The sequence below is a fragment of the Blastomonas sp. RAC04 genome (genome assembly GCF_001713435.1).
Lineage (GTDB): Bacteria > Pseudomonadota > Alphaproteobacteria > Sphingomonadales > Sphingomonadaceae > Blastomonas > Blastomonas fulva.
The window spans coordinates 1,167,479-1,183,845 of record NZ_CP016460.1 but is presented as its reverse complement, the minus strand read 5'-3'; the positions used below and the strand labels follow the sequence as shown (position 1 = coordinate 1,183,845).

Genomic DNA, 16,367 nt, shown 5'->3' with positions numbered 1-16,367 from the left:
CCCCCCGCAAAGGCGGGGGTGACGCTTCTGCGCCAAGGTCAGAGAAAGCGGGAGCCCCGCGTGCGCGGGAATGACGAAGGTCAGTCCTTCGGCGCGTAGGTCTGGTCGGCGCTGGGGAAGCTGCGCGCGGTGACTTCGGCGGAATAGCTCTTCACCGCGGTTTCGATCACGCCTGCAAGGTTCTCGTACTTCTTCACGAAGCGCGCGGTCCGTTCGAACAGGCCCAGCATGTCTTCGGTGACCAGCACCTGGCCATCGCATTGTGCAGACGCGCCGATACCGATGACGATCGCGGCCACAGCCTCTGTCACCGCGATGGCAATCGGTTCGACCACGCCTTCGACGACGATGGCAAAGGCGCCTGCCTTGTCGAGCGCGACTGCATCGCTGACGATCTTGTCGGCTTCTGCATCCGAACGCCCGCGCGCAGCATAGCTGCCCAGGATGTTGATCGCCTGTGGGGTCAGCCCGACATGGCCGACCACGGGGATGCCGCGCTCGGTGAGGAAACGCACGGTCGGCGCCATCGCCGCGCCGCCCTCGAGCTTGACCGCCGCCGCGCCGGTTTCCTTTAGCAGCCGCGCCGCGCTGGCAAAGGCCTGTTCGGGCGAGGCTTCATAGCTGCCGAACGGCATGTCGATGACGACGATGCTGTGATAGCTGCCACGCACCACCGCAGCGCCATGCGCGGCCATCATCTCGAGCGTGACGGGCACCGTGCTGGGCAGGCCATATATCACCTGGCCCAGCGAATCGCCGACCAGCAGCATGTCGCAATGCGGATCGAGCAACTGCGCCATGCGCGCAGTGTAGGCGGTGAGCATCACCACCGGCATATCGGTGACGCCACCTGCCTTGCGCCGCTGGATCGCGGGCACGGTCAGGCGCTTCATGGGCGCGGGCGTCGGATTGGCGCGGCTGGTCGATGTATCGAGCGTGTAGGTCGTGGACATAGAGGCAGGTGTAGCGGCGCACACGGCGCTCTGCAAACACAACGGCGCAGGAAAGGACGCCACGCTTGCCTAATGCCGCGCAGCACGCGACAAGGGTCCTCTCTTTTCCTTCCACAACGGATATGATTCAGGATGCTGCGAATCCTTGTTTTTGTGCTGGCCGCCATTGCCGCAACCGGCACGACGCTCAGCCTGCTGACCAGCTATCGCTGGTACATCCGCATGTGGGACTTTCCGCGTGTCGCGCTGATGGTGCTTGCCGCGATCGCTCTGGTCGCAGCGGTCCCGGTGCTGACCGGATGGGTCCGCGCCGCGGTTGTGGTGGCGATGCTGCTGGTAATCGGCTGGCAGGGCTTTCGCATCTATCCGTATACCCCCTTCGCCAAGACCGAGGTCGCAAAGGCGGTTATCAACCGTGAAAACTGCATCTCCGCTTTCTCGTTCAACGTGCTGCAGACCAACCGCGATTACGCGCGCACGATCCAGCTGATCGACCGTGAAGACCCTGACATCGTGCTGCTGCTGGAAACCGACAAGCTGTGGGAAGATGCCCTCAAGCCTGTCATCGACCGTTATCCCCACCGCTCGTCCGCGCCGCTCGACAATCTCTACGGGCTGATCCTGCTGTCGCGGCTGCCGGTGGAGGATGCCGAGATCACCTGGCTGATCGACAAGGAAACCCCATCGGTGTTCGCGACCATGCAGACCAAGGCCGGTGCGCAGTTCCGCTATATCGGCCTGCACCCGCGTCCGCCCCAGCCGGGCGAGGACACCGAAAAGCGCGATGGAGAGATCGCGATCGCCGCGCGCCACGCCAAGGAAACGAAGCTGCCCGTGCTTGCAATGGGCGATTTCAACGATGTCGCCTGGTCGCGCACCTCGCAGATGTTCAAGCGGATCGGGGGCTATCTCGATCCGCGCATCGGCCGCGGGCTGTACGCGACCTTCCCGGCCAATCTGCCCGGGCTGCGCTGGCCGCTCGACCATCTGTTCATGTCGCCAGATTTTACCTTGGTGGACATGAAGGTGCTGGAAAATGTGGGGTCGGACCATCTCCCGGTGCTCGCCAAGGTCTGCCTGGCGCCGCGTGCCGCCAAGGTGCTCAACGACGAGCCCGCAACCCCCGATGCCGCCGATCACAAGGACATGCGCGAGGCGATCCGGGACGGCAAGCAGGCAGCGCGGGAGGAAGGGACCGCCTCGGGCGGATCGCCGCCTCCGCCCTGATCGCGCGTCTCGTCACCGGGCGGCGGCGACGCCTTCTGCGACATTGTCGGTGAAATAGCCGTCGATCCCCGTGGCGAGAAAGGTGCGGATTTCGGCGGTGAGATTGCCGGTTGCGGCAGGGTCGGCGCCGATGCGCAAATCTTGCGGCAGGAAATAATTCTCGCGGCGGAACGTCCAGACATGGACCTTCAGGCCCGCCGCATGCGCGTCACGCACCAGCGCCGTCGGCTGGGCCAGATCGCCGCTGGCATCGCGCGGGATGACCATCGCCTTTTCTAGTCCGATCGCATTGGCGTATCGCGCGATATCGGCAAGGCCCTGCTGCGTGCTCATTTCGGCATACGTTATACCGGGCAGATCGGGTGGGCCGAAGGCGCCCGCCATCAGCTGCACCAGCGGCAGCTTGGTCATGCCGCGCAGGCGTTTGAGGTTCTCGACCTCGAAGCTCTGGATGAAGACAGGGTCGTCCGCTCCGTCATAGCCGGCATCGCCCAGCATCGTGACCAGCTTCTCCTCGATCGGGAGCCCGATCGAGCGGAAATAGCTGGGGTGCTTGGTTTCGGGATACAGCCCGATCGTCCGCCCCGTCTCGCTTTGCCGCTTGCGCACCAGCGCGATGATTTCAGCGAGCGTCGGCACTTCGTAGCGCCCATCGAACGCGGTGTTCGCCTTGCGCAGCTGCGGGAGACGCTCCTTCGCGCGCAGCGTCTTCAATTCGGCGAGCGTGAAATCCTCGGTGAACCAGCCCGTGAGCGTCTGGCCGTCGATCAGCTTGCTGGTCTCGCGGCTGGCAAACTCAGGTCGCGCAGCGACGTCGGTGGTCTCGGAAATCTCGTTCTCGTGCCGCGCCACCAGCACGCCGTCGCGGGTGCTGACAAGGTCGGGCTCGATAAAATCTGCCCCCTGATCGATCGCCAGAGCATAGGCCTCGAGCGTATGCTCGGGCCGCTCCCCGCTCGCCCCGCGATGCGCGATGACGAGGGGGTTGGCGCTGCTCGCGAGCATCATGAAGGCGCTCAGGATCACGCGGTGACCTCGACGCCCTTCCAGAACGCGAGCCGGTCGGTGATCTCCTTGGCCGCATCCTTGGGCTCAGGGTAATACCATACGGCGTCGGCATTGGTCTTGCCGTCGACCTCGAGCGAATAATAAGAGGCGGTGCCCTTCCAGCCGCACACACTGGTGGTGGCGCTGGGTTTGAGCAGATCGGCGCGAACGCTGTCGCGCGGGAAATAGTGGTTGCGCTCGACTACGACGGTATCGTCGCTCTCGGCGATGACGATACCGTTCCAGATGGCCTTGGGCATGACTGCATTCTCCTGTCAGTGATCCCTCGTAGATGGGGACGGAGACAGCGATATGACAGCGGCGCAGCCCAAATCTTCAGGCCAAATCTTCAGGCCGAATTTCAGCCGAGTGCGCTCGCATAGACATCCGGCTTGAAGCCGACCAGCACGCCGCCGGGATGCTCCAGCACCGGCCGCTTGATCAGCGAAGGCTGCTCGACCATCAGCGCGATCGCCTTGTCACGGGTGATGTCCGCCTTGTCCGCGTCGGGGAGCTTGCGGAAGGTCGTGCCCGCCTTGTTGAGCAGCACCTCCCATCCTACGACATCCGCCCAGGCGTTCAGCTTGCCGGAGGTTATCCCGTCTTTCTTGTAGTCGTGGAAATCATAGGCCAGTCCCTGCGCCTCGAGCCAGACGCGCGCCTTCTTCATCGTGTCGCAATTGGGGATGCCGTGGAGAGTGATCTTGGTCATCGATGTCCTTGCGCATTCTTGCCGTGCCCGGTGGGCGTGGGATTTTTTCGGAGGCAATCGAGATGCCAGCTTTTCGTACCGCCGTCAAAAAAGGCGTCGTTCAGCAAACGCCCCCCCAAGCCGACTTCCCACCGTCAGTCTCAGCCTTTGAACTTTTGACCGTACGGTCGGTTGCGAATTCCCCTCGTGTATGCGAGCGTTACCTATGGCAGTTTTTAGTAACCTCGATGAAAACGTCGTTGTCACCAGAGGCCATCTCCTGATGTGGCGAGCGCTAGCTACGATCTTCGCGGGCAATTCGCTGATTTTCGCGGGAATGCAGTTTGATGGCTGGCTCGAGCTTGTGACAGTTGTTTCAGGCGGTCTTTTCAACGTAATCGGTTTGGTCATGCTTCTTGCAACCTTCCGTCACGCTTCAATAAAGTCCAAGCGGCAAGCCTGAAATTCTTCGAAAACGCCCTGCGAAGCATGACTGAAAAAAGCCGCCATTTGGCAAACGAGCCCTTTTCGAGGATTGCCGGACGGGTTAAAAAGAAGGGGCAGTTTCCTGTAAGAGGAGAATGGTTTCCCATGACGCGATCTCGGACCATGGCCCTGGCATTTGCCCTATTGTGCGGCACCTTCATGATCCTGGCGGCCTTCTGGCTTCATGCCGGGCTGTTGAAGGGCGCAGAATTGTTGGCTGACACCGTCAAGACCAGCTGGTCTGGCGAACAGATTGCAACGTTCATGCAATATGCCGCGCCGCTTTCGCTGATCATGGTCGGGCTCGGTCTCGCCTTGATGTTCTGGTCAACGGAACGCGCCAAGAAGCAATGAGGGCTCCATCAGACTGTTTTGCAATAAAGCCAACCTGTCGTTGCGAATTCGACCAATAAACAGCAGTTACTCGGAGGCGATGCACCTCCAAACCGGGGAGGGCGACTTTCCTTCCGGTATTGCTGCAACCTGAAATTCATTTGTCGATCCGAAGGCGGAAAACAGGCAAGCCATTTCGAGCTATGCTACGCGTTTATTGCTGGTTCGGCACAGGCCGGTTCTTGGGTCGTTGGTGGTTATCTGGGAGTTCGTTTATGCAGGGGCGTGCATCAATCCTCACGGTCGCGCTTGCGCTGTGCGCCGGGCAAGCGGCAGCACAGCCCTCAAACACGCCGCCCGCCGATCTGAGTGTGCGAATGGGCGACACGGTCGCGATGTTCATCAACAATCAACCCGTGCGCTTTCGCCTGGCACCGGATGCCGTCTCGGTGCCGACCGTGAATGCCGATGTGGCAGAGAAGGTCGGGCTGAAGCCCAGCATGATCGGGTATGTGTATTTGATCGGACCGGTGAAGATCGCCCTGCGAACCGACAATGTAAAGTATCGTGCAGGAACCACGTCCTTCAAGAGCCGCACGGCTTTCAGTGACCGGAAAGTGGCGGACGGCGCCGATGGCGTTGCCGGCCCTGCCACATTCCCGTTCCGGCGCACCATATTTGTCTTGCGGGACCTGCAGGCGGGCGATCAGGCGATGACCTTCCCCCTCGACAAGGATATGGGCCTCAGCCAGACAGGCATGAAGATCGACGTTGGCGGCAAGCCGGTCTACGTCGCGTTCTCCCTGGCTCGTGCAGAAAGTGTGGTGACTGCAACCGGCGGGCGATGGATCGCCGATGTGCATGGCGGGCGGTTCAACGGGGATGCCCGCGAGGCACCGATCCTGTATGAAATACCGCGTCCCATCCGCCGCCTAGAGCTCGATCGGCCCCTGATGCTCGGCGATCTGGAGATACGCAATCTTGCAGTCCGCGTTTCGGACATGGGCAACTCCCAAGGCATCCCCGACGGCGCTGCTCCCGACCAGGATCTCGACGAGATTGTGGTCACGGGCGACAGCAAGCGCAAGGTCCCGACCCAGCGGCTGTACATCGGCTTGGATACGATCGGCCACTGCGCGTCGCTCACCTATGACTTCAAGGCTGGCACAGTCACCTTGATGTGCCCGAAACAGCCATCTGCTGCGGCCACAGGCTGAAGCGCGGGGATCTCGGGAAAAAACCTTCGTTCGGCAAACGACTCTTTTGTGGTCATTCCTCCTCGAGACGGTGGATGTGACCAGGTCACCATCATGTGTGATCCGAGCAAGCGTCGCCAAGCCTGGATGCGGCCACGGCAAGGTGCTTACGGATCTTCGCGCTGGTCTGATCCCATCATGAACTTCACCCGCTCGGTGCATCCGACATAGCCCCGGTTCGTCGCTGCCTTGCCGCCGCGAACGACGATGGCAGCCTGTGCGCCGAAGTCTTCGCTGGGCTCGCTCGCGACGACCTGGATGTTCGAGACTTCGCCCCATGGTGCGACATCATAGGTGACGACGGCCCACCCCTCGATCGCGCGGCGGCGATAGGGCTCCGGGAAGCGCAGCGCAGGCTGCACGGCCCAGTCGTGGCGGGCAGGGCAGGTCGCGCCGGCGGGGCGGAACTGCTGCTCGTCGGGTAATGCCGGGGCCGGTAGCGGAGCAGGGCTGAGCCAATAGGGGAACCGGCAGCCCTGGCGTCCGCCCTTGTAATAGCGCGTCCTTGCCACGGCATCCCTGCTCGCGGCGTCAAGTGCGGCATTCCGGCTTCCCGCGACGGTTGCGATGTTGGTGGTCGCTCCGTTTTCCTCGATGTCATAGCCGACCATCGACCACTCGCGCACGCCGGGGGTTGCCGCAATCGCCTTAAAATCGGGAAAGGCGCGGGTTTCGATCCCCAGCGCGCGCTCGTCGCGGCAGTTGCTGTCGCCGTTGATGCGCTCCCAGCCCGGCCTGGGCAGGGGGCCGGATATCGCGTTCACCGAATAGGCGATGAGATCGGCAACCGGCGCCCCATTCAGGCTCATCTGCTCTGGAGCGTAGTTGATCGTGCAGTCGGAACGCGGCTGGCCTGCTGCAAACCGGCTCGCCGCAAGCGAGGGCGCGATGTCTTCCGAGCCATTGGCCCGTGCTTCCTTCGAGACCCGGCGTATCGCCATCGTCCGACCGCTCGGATCGATGGCGAACGTATAGGTCACCGTGTTGCCTGCAACCTGACTCGCCCATGACAGGGTCGCCAGCGGGCGCTCGAGGGACCTGGGTCTGACGACAGTCCCAGCGCAGCGGACCTCCCCCGGAACCCAGGCGAGCAGCGTCCGCTCGGTGTTCGGTGGGGCAGGTGGCGCGGGCGGAACGGTGATCGTCGAAGGTGCCACAAGGGCAAGCAGAAGAGCTTTGATCATACCATCATGCCCCGGAATCATTACGGCCATAAGGCTGACAACGTTCGTCGGCGATTTTGTTCCCGCTCAGCGCCTGCGCATGAAGTTCCGGATATCGCGCGACAATTTCGTCAGGTCCGTCTCGTTGACATACATCATGTGGCCGGCGTCGTAGCTGGTGTACTCGATCCGGTCGGTGGGAATGCCGGTGCGGGTCAGCGAATATTCGGCGCCGAAGAACGGGGTGGCGAAATCGTACCAGCCCTGCGCCACCAGCACGCGAAGCCCGCTGTTCTCGCGCAGCGCGCGACCGATATAGGGCGCCACGTTCTTGTAGTAGCGCGCTTCGCCGCCATTGCCGGGCAGGTCCCAGTCCCAGTCGCGGATGCCGCCGATCGTGACATACTGCCGCTCCGGGCTGAACTTCAGCTCCTGCCGGACATAGGCGTTGAAGGCCGCGGTATAGCTGCCGTCGATGCCATAGAAGCTGGGATCGTTGTCGGGGGTTTCGCCGGCATTGTCGAAGTCCTTGCCGGTGTAGCGCGCATCGAGCCGCCCGACGACCAGTCCGCGATCGCGCAGCAGCTCCTTGTAAAACCGGCTGGGGGTGACGCGCAGGTCGGCGCTTTCAAGATACTGTTCGGTCAGCCCGGTATAGCGCGAAAGCTTCGCACGGATCGCGGCGCGTTCCTCGCCCACCAGCGCAGAGCCCTTCATCAAGGCGGGCAGATATTCGTTGGTCGCAAACACCTTGGCCTCGGCGGCGAGCGCGGCAGGGCCGGCACCCGAAGCCGCCGGCGTTGTCTTTCCGTGGTAGAGCGCGGTCACCGCCATGCTGGGGACCATCAGCACATAGGGCATTTCATTGCCCGGGACCTCGGCCTGCGCGCCGAAATCGAGGATGGTGGAGATCAGCAGCAGTCCGTTGAACGCGACGTCGTTGTACGTGCCTTCGAGCTCGTTCACCACCGCAGCGGTGCGGGTGGTGCCATAGCTTTCTCCGCCCAGATATTTGGGCGCGTTCCAGCGGTTGTTCTCCGAAAGCCAGGTACGGATGAACTGCGCAATCGACTTGGCGTCCTTGGTGACGCCCCAGAATTCCTTGGGATCGGTATCGCCCAGCGCGGTGGAAAAGGCCGTGCCGACCGGATCGATGAACACGATGTCGGTGACATCGAGCAGGCTGTCGGGGTTGTCGACGATGCGATAGGGCGGGGCACCGTCGTCGCGGCCATCGTTGGGAATGGCGACGCGCTTGGGCCCGAACGCGCCCATATGCAGCCACAGCGATCCCGATCCCGGGCCGCCGTTGAACAGGAACGTCACCGGGCGGTTGGTGTCGGCACCATCCTTGACATAGCTGACTGAAAAGATCCGCGCCCGCGGGTTGCCCTTGTCGTCCTTGAGGAAGGTGTCGCTGGCGGTGGCTGTATAGGCGATCCGCTGGCCGCCGAAGGTGCCCGAATGCCGGGTCACCGATACCATCGGCTCGGCCCGCGCGGGCGCTGCCTTTTCGCTGTCTTTGCTGCCGCCCTTAGCCGCATCCTGTGCCAGCAGCGGCGCCGATGCCAGGCAAAGCGCGATCGCCGCAGAACCAATCCAGCTGCGCATCATGTCATCCTTTTAGTGCAGAAAATCCGTATACAATCTGCAACTTGGCACGGCAGGCCGCTGCTTGGCAAGACGCCAGCGGCGGAGCGATGACGATCAGGCGGGCTGCAGCGGACGCTGGCCCAGCTCGGTGAACCGGCGCGGGCCAAGGTCAAGCCGCAACGGGCCGACGCGCGGGCCAGGGGGCGAGCTTTCCTCGCCGATCACGAACGACTGGGTCACGGCGTAGCGCGTGCCATCGGGGCCGGTATAGCCGATCCAGATGTGTACGACGGGGACGAACAGCAGCCGACCCTGCATCTCGATCGGCTCGATCTGCTCGAGCGGCAGCCGGATCTGCCCCTCGCAACGGCGGGTCGCATCGGCCGCGATATCGTCGAGCGTCTGCAGCTTCGGCAGCAGGACATCCCCGCGCAGCGGGTCAATCGTTGGCGGCATGCCGCGCCGCGCCTGCACCACAGCGCCGTGAAGCACGACCTCGCTGACGGTGATATCGGACATGTTGGTGATGCCCAGGTGATACCTGGCGATGGCGTTGACCAGCGTCACGTCGACACCCAGCGTGGTGAAATCGAGCAGCAGCCTGGGCGGCTGGGCTACCGACGCGGCAACGCTTGACGTCTCGGGGGCAGGTTCCGGCGAGGCGTGCGGCGCAGGCGCGGGTGGCTTGGAAGGTTCGGCTGCGACTGGTCGTGCAGGTGCGGGAGCAGGCGCAGGTGCCGGGCTGGCTCCGAAAGCAAAGCCGCCGCCTTGCAGCGTGCCGAAAGGCGCCGATGCCGGGAGCGCAGCGGGGCGCGGTGCAGGCTGCGGGACCGGCTGGCCAGAGGACTGTCCAGAAGGCTGAGGAGCGGGCCGGGAAAAGGCTTGTGCAGCAGGCTGGGCGCTCGGCTGCGGCACCGGCGGAGGGGTGCGCAGGGGCGGGGTCGGGACCGTCGCGGTGGGCACAGCCGGAGCTGGCGGAACCGCTGCCTCGGCGCGAGCAGACGACCGCTGGCGCAGCGCCATTGCGATCAGGCTGACCAGCGCGATCAGCCCTGTGCCCAGCCACCACCAGATCGATCCGTCGGCGGGGGCGTTGTCCGTATCCAGCTCAGGCACGGCACCAGGTTGCGTGTCATCGGGAATTGCCGGAGTCGGTAGCGGCAGCGTTGCAGGCGCATCCACAGGAATGTCGGTCGCACTGTCCTGGGACTGCTCACCAGAGTCTTGCGGTGTTGCGGGCTCGGCTTGAATAGGGGCAGGGGCAGTCTGGCGCTGATCGCGCTGGGTCCGCGGCGTGTCCGCCCGCTGACTGGCGGCGTCGCGCTGGCGCTGCTGCGGGGTGGGCACGGGCACCGGGGCGATGCTGGGCAGCGACGGGCTGGTGGTGCTTGGCGCGGGTTCGTCGGTACGGCGCGGCGGCGACGATTCGGCATCGACCGGGCCCTGCACGTCGCTTGGCGGCTGTTGCTGCGGCGGCGCACCTGCCGGAAGCGAGAACCCGCCCGAAGGTGTATCCTGCGCAGACACAGCTTCCGCACCCGCAAATGGCAGCGCCAGCGCGAGCGCCAGGACCACCGGCACGATCTTGCGATACCCTGTCTGCGTTGCGTCCATGCTCTTGATCTTCCCCATCGTACCCCGAACGGCCCTGTTTTCCTGCGACACAAGGTCTTTCTGCAACGCCGGTGGCGCGCTTAATCCGCGCTGAATGCATTGCAGGAGATGACATCGGCCGTGTGCCGCATTAGATGAGGCGCATGTCCGATCAACCCCAAACACGCTTTCTGGGCAAAGACAGCCCAATGCCGACATCGCCCGAGACCGCGGTGCTGGATTATGTCCCCAACCCGCGTCCCGGCAAACCGTATCTGGTGCGCTTTGCCGTGCCCGAGTTCACCTCTTTGTGCCCGGTGACCGGGCAGCCCGATTTCGCGCACCTCGTGATCGACTACGCACCCGACAAGGTGATGGTCGAATCCAAGTCGCTCAAGCTGTTCCTGGGCAGCTTCCGAAACCATCAGGCGTTTCACGAGGACTGCACCGTGGGAATCGGCGAGCGGTTGTTCGACGAGATGCAGCCGCACTGGCTGCGCATCGGCGGTTACTGGTATCCGCGCGGCGGCATCCCGATCGACGTGTTCTGGCAATCGGGCGAACCACCTGCGGGGCTTTGGCTGCCGCCGCAGGAGGTTCCGGGCTATCGCGGGCGGGGCTAGAGCCCCAGGGTTGCCAGGATCGCCGCCCAGCTCACCAGCTTGAAGTTCTGTGTGCCGCCGCCGTTGTCGCCATCCTGCGCGATGAACACGCCCTGCTCGAAGCCGGGGCCGAAATTGCCCGTTGCCAGCTCGATCCCGTCGGTTTCGGACGTGCCGTCAAGCATTCCGCCGTTGATGCGGAAGCGGCCCAGCAGTCTGCCCGTGGTGGTATCGAACACCGCATAGGCATTGTCGCCCTGGCTCGAGGCGACGAGCCAGCTGCTGGCGCCATCGCGCGCGGCAATCGCCATACCTTCGACGTCGGCGACCAGCGCCTTGCCATCGGCTGCGGCAAACAGCACGGGCGCAGCATCGGGACGCGCGACATCGATCTTCCAGATGCCGACATCTTCCTCGCCGACGAACAGCGATCCAGTCGCAGGGTCGATCACGCAGCCTTCGATCTGGGTCGCCAGCTTCCAGCTCGCGCCCATCTGGTGTTCGACTCGGCCCTGCTTGTGGTTGATGCGAATCTGGCGGACGCTGCCGTCCTTGATCGCGGCATAGACTGTCATCGCATCAGCCGCGCCCACCATGGCGGTGCGCGGGGCGGGGGCGACGCACACGCCATAGCCTTCGCCCGGGCCGCTGGGCACGCTGGCGAGCGGGGAGAGTGCTGCTGTGACCGGATCGAGCAGGAACAGCGCCAGCTTGGAATTGACCGGATCGGTGCGGTCGCTGGCGATCACCACGATACCGTGCTCGCCCGCCTGCAGCGCGACGTTGTTGTAGCGCCCCGTCAGCGACGATCCGCGCACCTTGCCATCCATGCCATAGACGTAAAGCCCCGCCTTCTTGTCGGTGCCGACGATCAGGCTGGCGGCTGGGTTGTCCGGGTTGCGCCAGATTGCCGGATCGTCCGCTGCATCGGCATTCGCCGTGCCCACCGGATCGGTTTCGCGCGCCGCGGCGACATCGGTTGCGGGCAGTGCGTTGGCGATGCGGGTTGCAAGCGGAACCTCCCTGGACGCGCATCCCGTCGCGACAAGGGCCAGCAAGCTGCAGCCCAGCAGGGCGATGCGAGGAAAAGCGATCATGAGCAGATGTTCCTTTGAACGAGCGGACGAAGTGACCCGGCGCCGCTGCCACGGGGATGCGACGCGTTCATGACAGTTTTGCGCACAAACTGACGCAAATCCGCAATCCTGGCGTCATCCATCCGTCGCCGAGCGCTGTTAGCGGCGCTGCGACAGCGGACTTGCCGCTGATTGATTCGGGGGTTTTCGATATGACGAAATTTCAGGGCTTCGGCCTGCGCGCGCGCCGCGTGATGCTTGCGGGTATTGCCGGACTTGCGATGGTTCCGAGCCTTGCCGCCGCACAAGAGACGGTAGCGGACGATCAGCAGCGCCCCGATGGCGATCAGGCGATCGTGACCTCGCAGGACATCGTGGTGCAGGGGCAGATCGGCTATCGAAACCGCATCGATGGCGCCGAGCCGGTGCTGGAATACGGAACCGAATATTTTCAGCGCTTCGAACCGCTGACCGCTGGCGACGCACTCAAGCGCGTTCCTTCGGTCACCTTCCTGTCCGATGTCATCGAAAGCGATGGCCCCCGGCTGCGCGGCCTGCCTCCCGGCTATACCCAGATCCTGATCAACGGCGAGCGCGTGCCCGGCGGCCAGGCCGACCGCTCGTTCTTCCTCGATCGCATTCCCGCCGAGCTGATTTCGCGGGTCGAGATCGTCCGTTCCAACTCCGCACGCCGCACCGGGGATGCCGTCGCAGGATCGCTCAACATCGTGCTGCGCGATGGCTATCAGCTTGATGGCGGCTATGTCCGCGGCGGAGCGCTCTATTATGACGATGAGGAGTTCGAGCCCAGCTTCGGCGCGGTGTTCGGCGGCAAGGTTGGCCCGGGTCGTCTGCTGATCGGCGGCAACTTCCAGGGTCGCCACAACCCCAAGCTCAAGTCGAGCCTGCGCTTCAGCGATTCGCCAGAGAACAACCCCAGCTTTGCCACGCAGGATTTCGACAATCGCGAGGATCAGACCGATACCCGTGACGGCAAGGATTACTCGGTCAACGCCACTTACGAAATCGACGGCGCGGACACCAATTTCCAGCTGCGCGGTTTCTATGTCCGCACCGACCGCACCGAAGATGAGCGCAGTTTCGAATACAACGATCCCACCGCAATTAACGGTCCAGTCCGCAATGGTGCCGCCAGCGGCAATTTGCTCACCGACAACGCCAATGTGAACGAGATCGATCAGGAGAACTTCACGATCGACGGCAAGCTGTCGCATCAGTGGTCTGCGGGCAAGACGACGCTTCGGATCGGCTATGCCAATTTTGACGACAAGCAGCGCGAGACCGAGTTCGAGGTCGATTTCGACCGCCTCACCCCGCGCTTTACCGGCGATTTCACGACGCTCGATGTGAGCGATAGCGAATTCACCGTGAAGCTCGAACATGCGGTGGACCTGACCGACGAGGTCAAGCTGGTGTTCGGCGGTTATTATCAGGACAAGGACCGCGACACCGCCATCCTGACCGTGCGGAACCGCTTTAATGTTGCGGCCGCCCGCAACTGGAACCAGTTCGAACGCAACCCGACTGAACTCAACACCGCTTTCGCCGCGCCCGCCTTCACGCCCGGGAGCATCAATTCCATCGAGGAACGCCGCATCGACGGCTTCGCCTTGGTCGAGGGTCGCAATGGCGGGTTTTCTTGGGAAGCGGGCGTTCGCTACGAGACGACCGACCTGACGATCATCGACGCCACCGGTGCGGCCGCCGGCGCGCTGGGCAATGACTATTCCAAGCTGCTGCCCTCGGCCTCGTTCAAGTACGACATCACCGATCAGGACCGCATCATCGGATCGGTGGCCCGCACCAACCGCAGGCCCGAATTCAATTTCCTGTCACCCGCGCTGCTCGAGGCCGAACTGGGCGACAACGATCTGTTGGGTAACCCGGCGCTCGATCCCGAAACTGCCTGGGGCTTTGATCTTGGCTATGAGCGGCGCATCGGGCGGGGCGGCATCGTCGGCATCAACTTCTTCTACCGCGACGTCCAGAACCTGATCGAACTGACCAACACCGGCGTTGTCGGTTCGGAAGGCGCCGGAACTTTCGTCTTCCAGCCGCTCAATATCGGCGACGGCAAGGTCTATGGTGTCGAGTTCGACCTTTCGACCGACCTTGGCTTCCTCGGCCTTCCGGACACCGGCATCTTCGGCAACGTTTCCTATCTGGACAGCGAAATCACCGATGTCTTCGGCAAGCGCCGGTTCAACGACCAGTCCAAATATGTTTACAACTTTGGCGCCATCCAGGACGTCAAGTCAATCGGCATGGCGTTTGGCGCGACCTATCGCAAACAGGGCAACGCCTTTGGCCGGGTGATCGGGGAGGAAGTGACGACCAGCTATGGCGCCGATCTCGAGATCTTCATCGAGAAGCGTTTTGGCAACAGCCTGACCATCCGTGCGGTGGGGTCCAACCTGCTGAACGGCAAGAAGCGCGAAGTGTTCAACAAGTTCACCACCGTCGAAGACCAGACCGATCGCAGCTTCGACGAGTATGAACTCGAAGCGGAGGAAGCCGGACCGGTGTTCCAGGTGATCGCCCGTTACGCGTTCTGAACCGCGGCTGACCTGCCGATCCTTGCAATGCCGCGAGCCTGTCCGGGCTCACGGCATTTCCGCTTCCGTAAACTGCTGACTCCAGCTACATTCGTGCCCGATGACAAACCCCACAGCCATAAGCCACGATCACCCGATTTCCGTCGATGCTTCCGAGATCGATTTCATGGGGCACGTCAACAATGCCCATTATCTCAAATGGGTGCAGGATGCGGTGGTTGCGCACTGGCAGAACATCGCCCCGCCCCAGGCGGTGGCCGAGCATCTGTGGGTCGCGCTCAAGCACGAGATCACCTATCGCAAGCCTGCTTTTCTTGACGATCAGGTGATCGCCACCGTGGTGCTCGAGAAGGTTCACGGCGCGCGCGCCTTCTACGAGACGATCATCCGCCGCGGCGAGGATGTGTTGGCCGAAGTCAAATCGAGCTGGTGCTGCCTCGATGCTGAAACGCTGCGCCCCGCGCGGCTGGCCGAGGATATCAAGCGCCGCTTTTTCGGCAGCTGATCCTCACCCCACCAGTCCCAGGTTGACCAGGATCGTCAGGAACAGCGTCACGACGATCGTCGTGCAGGTGAGCAGCAGCGCCAGCCGGAACATGCCTCCGATCCGCGACGTGCCATACGCATGGCGGAGTTGCCGGTACATGTGGAAGGGCGCGTAGAACAACGCTGCCGGGATCACGATGCCAGGTACGATGCTGAACTTCACCGACAGCGTGACGACGATGAACAACAGCGACATGAACGCGATCGAATAGGTCGTGAACACTGCGTGGTCGTAGAACCGGTGCCCGCGCTTGCCGAGCGTGGCCAGCCAAACGAACGGGATCGACAGCGGTATCAGCAGCCAGGCGAATTTATAGCCGTTGGACTGGATCTTGTAGAGCAGCAGCTCGGGGTTCTTCTTGGCCTTGCTTGCCAGCTTGTTGATCCAGGCATCGAACGCCTTGAAACCGGTATCGACTTCCGAGTTGAAGTTGAACATGTCGGCCATGTTCTCCCCGCCTGGCCCCAAGGCTTCGGGATAGCGCGCCTTGCCCTCGGTCGCATAGGTCAAACCGTTGACCTCGCGCTTCAAGTCGGTGATCTTTTCGGTCAGCGCGGCGCGGCCCGGATCGTCGGCGGAAAGCTTATCAAGCTCGCTGGTGCTGGCGGCGATCTTCGGCTCGATCTGCGCGATTTCCTTGCGCATCTCCTCGCGCCAGTCGCTCACCCCGATGACCCTGGTGCCCTCCTTGTTCCTGATGGTCGAATCCCCGGTGAAATTGGGCGAGCCGACATAGGAGAAGATCGCGAACATCATGAAGATGGAAAACAGGAACAGCGCCATCGGGCTGATGAACTTGGCGCGTTCGCCATGGATGTAGCGCCGCGTTAAATGCCCGGGCTGCCAGGCAAGCAGCGGCAGCGTATTCCAGAACTTGCCGTCGAAATGCAGCACCCCGTGCAGGATGTCGTGCCAGAAGGCCGAGATCGAGCGGTGGACGTGCGCCGCCTGGCCGCACTGGTGGCAATGCGGGCCGGTAAGCACGGTTCTGCAATTGAGGCACTTGCCGTGCCCGTCCGCAGTGCTCTCGCCGGCGTTCGGCTCGGCCGCGCGGGCCCACATGCCGCCATCGGCAATCGTGCCAACTGCTTCGAATTCGCCGCTCATGCCTGTTGCCGCCCCGCACCCGTTCCATCGCCCCCTCCTGTCTAGCTTTAGCCTTGCAGGTGGCCAAGCAATTTGTCGGCGCGTCCACGCCACCGGTATTAGCCATTGCCTTTGATC

The 16,367-nt window shown here is 63.1% G+C and carries 16 protein-coding genes; 7 read left to right on the top strand and 9 right to left on the bottom strand.

Features of this window, described 5'->3' with window-relative positions:
- Nucleotides 1-80: 80 nt before the first annotated feature.
- Nucleotides 81-953, bottom strand: a complete 873-nt coding sequence (gene panB / locus BSY18_RS06770; protein ID WP_069050079.1) for a 3-methyl-2-oxobutanoate hydroxymethyltransferase — start codon at nucleotides 951-953, stop codon at nucleotides 81-83.
- A 132-nt stretch (nucleotides 954-1,085) separates the two neighbouring features.
- Here panB and BSY18_RS06765 point away from each other — a divergent pair, with 132 nt between their 5' ends.
- Nucleotides 1,086-2,180 (top strand): endonuclease/exonuclease/phosphatase family protein, encoded by a 1,095-nt coding sequence (locus BSY18_RS06765; RefSeq protein ID WP_083231348.1) that lies wholly within the window; start codon nucleotides 1,086-1,088, stop codon nucleotides 2,178-2,180.
- A 12-nt stretch (nucleotides 2,181-2,192) separates the two neighbouring features.
- On the opposite strand, the gene BSY18_RS06760 is transcribed toward BSY18_RS06765, so the two are convergent.
- From BSY18_RS06760 to BSY18_RS06750, 3 genes are all read right to left on the bottom strand, one after another.
- On the bottom strand, nucleotides 2,193-3,185 hold the full coding sequence (locus BSY18_RS06760; RefSeq protein WP_216094728.1) for a glycerophosphodiester phosphodiesterase: 993 nt from the start codon (nucleotides 3,183-3,185) through the stop codon (nucleotides 2,193-2,195).
- 17 nt (nucleotides 3,186-3,202) lie between these two features.
- Complete coding sequence (locus BSY18_RS06755; RefSeq protein ID WP_069050077.1) at nucleotides 3,203-3,487, bottom strand: DUF427 domain-containing protein; 285 nt, start codon at nucleotides 3,485-3,487, stop codon at nucleotides 3,203-3,205.
- Nucleotides 3,488-3,588: 101 nt separating this feature from the next.
- Nucleotides 3,589-3,939 (bottom strand): ArsC family reductase, encoded by a 351-nt coding sequence (locus tag BSY18_RS06750; RefSeq protein WP_069050076.1) that lies wholly within the window; start codon nucleotides 3,937-3,939, stop codon nucleotides 3,589-3,591.
- 205 nt (nucleotides 3,940-4,144) lie between these two features.
- On the opposite strand from BSY18_RS06750, the gene BSY18_RS06745 reads away from it, so the two are divergent.
- The 3 genes from BSY18_RS06745 to BSY18_RS06735 all read left to right on the top strand — a co-directional run bounded on the left by BSY18_RS06745 (nucleotide 4,145) and on the right by BSY18_RS06735 (nucleotide 5,954).
- Complete coding sequence (locus BSY18_RS06745) at nucleotides 4,145-4,381, top strand: hypothetical protein (protein WP_069050075.1); 237 nt, start codon at nucleotides 4,145-4,147, stop codon at nucleotides 4,379-4,381.
- Between the two features lie 26 nt (nucleotides 4,382-4,407).
- Nucleotides 4,408-4,758 (top strand): hypothetical protein, encoded by a 351-nt coding sequence (locus BSY18_RS06740; protein ID WP_150126226.1) that lies wholly within the window; start codon nucleotides 4,408-4,410, stop codon nucleotides 4,756-4,758.
- 254 nt (nucleotides 4,759-5,012) lie between these two features.
- Nucleotides 5,013-5,954, top strand: a complete 942-nt coding sequence (locus tag BSY18_RS06735) for a hypothetical protein (RefSeq protein ID WP_069050074.1) — start codon at nucleotides 5,013-5,015, stop codon at nucleotides 5,952-5,954.
- 146 nt (nucleotides 5,955-6,100) lie between these two features.
- Here the strand turns inward: BSY18_RS06735 and BSY18_RS06730 are convergent, their stop codons facing one another.
- From BSY18_RS06730 to BSY18_RS06720, 3 genes are all read right to left on the bottom strand, one after another.
- A complete protein-coding gene (locus BSY18_RS06730) occupies nucleotides 6,101-7,177 on the bottom strand; it encodes an energy transducer TonB (RefSeq protein WP_069050073.1) in 1,077 nt (358 codons plus the stop codon).
- Nucleotides 7,178-7,243: 66 nt separating this feature from the next.
- Nucleotides 7,244-8,767: a S10 family peptidase gene (locus tag BSY18_RS06725; protein WP_069051757.1), complete on the bottom strand. Its 1,524-nt coding sequence runs from the start codon at nucleotides 8,765-8,767 to the stop codon at nucleotides 7,244-7,246.
- Between the two features lie 96 nt (nucleotides 8,768-8,863).
- The gene (locus BSY18_RS06720) at nucleotides 8,864-10,363 is read right to left on the bottom strand and encodes a hypothetical protein (RefSeq protein ID WP_150126225.1); all 1,500 of its coding nucleotides are present in this window, start codon (nucleotides 10,361-10,363) and stop codon (nucleotides 8,864-8,866) included.
- A 143-nt stretch (nucleotides 10,364-10,506) separates the two neighbouring features.
- Here BSY18_RS06720 and queF point away from each other — a divergent pair, with 143 nt between their 5' ends.
- Complete coding sequence (gene queF / locus BSY18_RS06715; RefSeq protein ID WP_069051756.1) at nucleotides 10,507-10,965, top strand: preQ(1) synthase; 459 nt, start codon at nucleotides 10,507-10,509, stop codon at nucleotides 10,963-10,965.
- Here queF and BSY18_RS06710 read toward each other — a convergent pair.
- A complete protein-coding gene (locus BSY18_RS06710; RefSeq protein ID WP_069050071.1) occupies nucleotides 10,962-12,041 on the bottom strand; it encodes a phytase in 1,080 nt (359 codons plus the stop codon). The two genes, queF and BSY18_RS06710, sit on opposite strands and share 4 nt — an antisense overlap.
- A 191-nt stretch (nucleotides 12,042-12,232) precedes the next feature.
- Here BSY18_RS06710 and BSY18_RS06705 point away from each other — a divergent pair, with 191 nt between their 5' ends.
- A complete protein-coding gene (locus BSY18_RS06705) occupies nucleotides 12,233-14,596 on the top strand; it encodes a TonB-dependent receptor plug domain-containing protein (protein WP_083231346.1) in 2,364 nt (787 codons plus the stop codon).
- A 100-nt stretch (nucleotides 14,597-14,696) separates the two neighbouring features.
- Nucleotides 14,697-15,101 carry an acyl-CoA thioesterase gene (locus BSY18_RS06700; RefSeq protein ID WP_033924864.1) on the top strand — a complete coding sequence of 135 codons (405 nt, stop codon included), beginning with the start codon at nucleotides 14,697-14,699 and terminating at the stop codon, nucleotides 15,099-15,101.
- A 3-nt stretch (nucleotides 15,102-15,104) separates the two neighbouring features.
- On the opposite strand, the gene BSY18_RS06695 is transcribed toward BSY18_RS06700, so the two are convergent.
- Nucleotides 15,105-16,250: a DUF3667 domain-containing protein gene (locus BSY18_RS06695; RefSeq protein ID WP_069050070.1), complete on the bottom strand. Its 1,146-nt coding sequence runs from the start codon at nucleotides 16,248-16,250 to the stop codon at nucleotides 15,105-15,107.
- Nucleotides 16,251-16,367: the final 117 nt, after the last annotated feature.

Excerpts from the sequence above, each read along its gene's own strand:
- queF (WP_069051756.1), top strand. The coding sequence starts at position 10,507 with ATGTCCGATCAACCCCAAACACGCTTTCTGGGCAAAGACAGCCCAATG.
- BSY18_RS06750 (WP_069050076.1), bottom strand. The coding sequence starts at position 3,939 with ATGACCAAGATCACTCTCCACGGCATCCCCAATTGCGACACGATGAAG.
- BSY18_RS06695 (WP_069050070.1), bottom strand. The coding sequence starts at position 16,250 with ATGAGCGGCGAATTCGAAGCAGTTGGCACGATTGCCGATGGCGGCATG.
- BSY18_RS06700 (WP_033924864.1), top strand. The coding sequence starts at position 14,697 with ATGACAAACCCCACAGCCATAAGCCACGATCACCCGATTTCCGTCGAT.
- BSY18_RS06730 (WP_069050073.1), bottom strand. The coding sequence starts at position 7,177 with ATGATCAAAGCTCTTCTGCTTGCCCTTGTGGCACCTTCGACGATCACC.
- BSY18_RS06720 (WP_150126225.1), bottom strand. The coding sequence starts at position 10,363 with ATGGACGCAACGCAGACAGGGTATCGCAAGATCGTGCCGGTGGTCCTG.
- BSY18_RS06710 (WP_069050071.1), bottom strand. The coding sequence starts at position 12,041 with ATGATCGCTTTTCCTCGCATCGCCCTGCTGGGCTGCAGCTTGCTGGCC.
- BSY18_RS06740 (WP_150126226.1), top strand. The coding sequence starts at position 4,408 with ATGACTGAAAAAAGCCGCCATTTGGCAAACGAGCCCTTTTCGAGGATT.
- BSY18_RS06765 (WP_083231348.1), top strand. The coding sequence starts at position 1,086 with ATGCTGCGAATCCTTGTTTTTGTGCTGGCCGCCATTGCCGCAACCGGC.
- BSY18_RS06745 (WP_069050075.1), top strand. The coding sequence starts at position 4,145 with ATGGCAGTTTTTAGTAACCTCGATGAAAACGTCGTTGTCACCAGAGGC.
- panB (WP_069050079.1), bottom strand. The coding sequence starts at position 953 with ATGTCCACGACCTACACGCTCGATACATCGACCAGCCGCGCCAATCCG.
- BSY18_RS06725 (WP_069051757.1), bottom strand. The coding sequence starts at position 8,767 with ATGCGCAGCTGGATTGGTTCTGCGGCGATCGCGCTTTGCCTGGCATCG.
- BSY18_RS06755 (WP_069050077.1), bottom strand. The coding sequence starts at position 3,487 with ATGCCCAAGGCCATCTGGAACGGTATCGTCATCGCCGAGAGCGACGAT.
- BSY18_RS06735 (WP_069050074.1), top strand. The coding sequence starts at position 5,013 with ATGCAGGGGCGTGCATCAATCCTCACGGTCGCGCTTGCGCTGTGCGCC.
- BSY18_RS06705 (WP_083231346.1), top strand. The coding sequence starts at position 12,233 with ATGACGAAATTTCAGGGCTTCGGCCTGCGCGCGCGCCGCGTGATGCTT.
- BSY18_RS06760 (WP_216094728.1), bottom strand. The coding sequence starts at position 3,185 with ATGCTCGCGAGCAGCGCCAACCCCCTCGTCATCGCGCATCGCGGGGCG.